Origin of the sequence: Bradyrhizobium sp. (assembly GCF_017881085.1) — a bacterium.
Taxonomy (GTDB): domain Bacteria; phylum Pseudomonadota; class Alphaproteobacteria; order Rhizobiales; family Xanthobacteraceae; genus Bradyrhizobium.
The window spans coordinates 1-2,569 of the sequence record NZ_JADGRI010000493.1; the positions used below are offsets into that span (position 1 = coordinate 1).

The 2,569-nt window shown below is 60.2% G+C and carries 3 protein-coding genes; 2 read left to right on the plus strand and 1 reads right to left on the minus strand.

Translation table 11 applies throughout. The features are described 5' to 3' along the window. Nucleotides 1–396 (minus strand): DUF1330 domain-containing protein (locus QZ213_RS27120; protein WP_291689121.1); only part of this gene is annotated, 396 nt, incomplete at its 3' end. Between the two features lie 101 nt (nt 397–497). Between QZ213_RS27120 and QZ213_RS27125 the strand changes: the two genes are divergently transcribed. Continuing rightward, nucleotides 498–860: a DUF1304 domain-containing protein gene (locus QZ213_RS27125; RefSeq protein WP_291689122.1), complete on the plus strand. Its 363-nt coding sequence runs from the start codon at nt 498–500 to the stop codon at nt 858–860. Nucleotides 861–1,007: 147 nt separating this feature from the next. Further along, complete coding sequence (locus tag QZ213_RS27130) at nt 1,008–2,234, plus strand: ABC transporter substrate-binding protein (protein WP_291689123.1); 1,227 nt, start codon at nt 1,008–1,010, stop codon at nt 2,232–2,234. The last annotated feature ends 335 nt before the right edge of the window (nt 2,235–2,569 follow it).

The window sequence follows — 2,569 nt, forward strand, 5'->3', positions numbered from 1 at the left end:
GGCAAGCGGCGCCAGCCGGATCAGCCGGGAGTCCTTCACTGCCGCCTGCCGATGTTTCACGGCTTCGCGATAGACGGGATCCCTGATCATTTCGACGAACGCGGCGACGCTTGGATATTCGGCGATGAAACAATGATCCCAGCGCTCGTCGGCCGGTCCGATCAGCATCAGTTCAAACCGGCCTTGCCAGATCACCTTGCCGCCAAGCCGGGTGAATACCGGCCCGCTGTCGCGGCCGTAGGCCGCGTAGGCTTCCGCACCGGTCGCGTTCCGCCCGTCGGGATAGGCGGCGCGGTCGAGCAGCCTGACCAGATTGAGCATGTGGATAGGCCCTTGGCGATTGTTGTCGCGAAACCGGGCGAAGACTTCCTTGGTCGGATCGATATGGCCTGTCATGATTTCCCCCTCGCAGCCGCTGCCAACCATCACGGCTAGCGCCGCCGCGTGCTAGCATGGTCATCGGGATTTCTTTGTCTGCGTCATAGGGGGAGAGCATCGTGAACGCAATTGCCAACGCTTTGGTGGCGCTGGTCGCCGCGCTGCATCTCTATTTTCTGGTTCTGGAAATGTTTCTCTGGACCAAGCCGCTCGGCCTGAAGACTTTTCGGAATTCGATCGAGAAAGCGACCGCCTCCGCGGTGCTCGCCGCCAATCAGGGACTCTACAACGGCTTTCTCGCCGCCGGCCTGGCCTGGGGCCTGGTTCAGGGCGTCCCCGCCTTCGCATTCCGGATCAAGACATTCTTTCTGCTCTGCGTGATCGTTGCCGGCATTTACGGCGCTGTCACGGTCAGCCGCCGGATTCTCTACGTCCAGGCCGCACCCGCGGCGGTTGCACTGATTCTGCTCTGGCTGCCGTAACTTCGTTCACCTTCTGGCCCGGCCGTTATCTTGCATTGCGGTATGCTTTCCCTCACAATCCCGGGCAGCGATGGCGTCCGTCCGGTCAAGAAAAGACCGGCCGGACAAGACCATCGGCACAATCATGACATGAGGGAATGCAGAGATATGAGGAATGGCTTTTTACATCTGGCCACCGCGACCGCACTGACCATCGCGTTGTCGGTATCGTCGGCCTACGCGCAGAAGAAATACGATACCGGCGCGACCGATACCGAGATCAAGATCGGCCAGACCAATCCGTTCAGCGGCCCGGCTTCCGCCTATGCCACCATCGGCAAGACGCAGGCCGCCTATATCAAGATGATCAACGATCAGGGCGGCGTGAACGGCCGCAAGATCAATCTGATCCAGTATGACGACGCCTACAGCCCGCCGAAAGCGGTCGAACAGGTGCGCAAGCTGGTCGAAAGCGACGAAGTGCTGCTCACGTTCCAGATCCTCGGCACGCCGTCGAACGCCGCGGTCCAGAAGTACCTCAATTCGAAGAAGGTTCCGCAGTTGTTCGCCGCGACCGGCGCGTCGAAGTTCACCGACCCGAAGAATTTCCCGTGGACGATGGGATTCAACCCCAACTATTTCGTCGAAGGCCGCATCTACGGCCAGTACATCATCAAGAATTATCCGAATGCAAAGATCGGAATCCTCTATCAGAACGACGACCTGGGCAAAGACTATCTCAACGGGATCAAGGCCGGTCTCGGCGACAAGGCGGGCAGCATGGTGGTGGCGGAGGCTTCCTATGAAGTCTCAGATCCCACCATCGATTCGCAGATCCTCAAGATCAAGGATGCGGGCACCGACCTGTTCTTCAGCGCAACGACGCCGAAGCAGGCGGCACAGGCGATCAAGAAGATCGCAGAGCTCGGCTGGCATCCGGTCCACATCCTCGACATCAACGCCACCTCGGTCGGCGCCGTGATGAAGCCGGCGGGGCTGGAGGCCTCCAAGGGCGTGATCAGCGTCAACTACGGCAAGGACCCGCTCGATCCGACCTGGAAGGACGATGCCGGCATGAAGAGGTATTTCGAGTTCATGGCGAAGTACTATCCCGACGGCGACAAGGATTCGAGCTTCAACTCCTACGGCTACTCGACCACGCAATTGCTCATCCACGTCCTCAAGCAGTGCGGCGACGATCTGACCCGCGAAAACATCATGAAGCAGGCCAGCAACCTGAAGAACGTGCAGCTCGACCTGTCGCTGCCGGGCATCGTCGCCAACACCACGCCCGACGACTATCGCGTCAACAAGCAGCTGCAGATGATGAAGTTCAACGGCGAACGCTGGGAGCTGTTCGGCCCGATCCTCGAAGACAACGGTCCCGCCGGCTAGAGGATTCCATCACCCCGGTAAGCTGACCCGTCCGGTTACCTCGCAACGCACGTCATGCCCGGCACATCGGCGCGAAGCGCGTCTTCGCGCCGATGTGCCGGGCATTTGCGTCTCAGGGAGCCAGAGCACGGAGCCAACCGGGACTTCGTTGCCCGGTAGGGTTAAGAGTCTTTGAAACCCCCGATTTTCAGGCGCTTTTGCCGATGCCCCGTCCCGCCGATTAACCATCGCTTAAGACGGCTTTAAACCCCGCCCGCTAATGTCATGCATCGGGGCGCGAGCGTTTGCGTATGGCGTGGGGACGAAAAAAGGGCGGCGGTCGCAAGGAGCCGCAA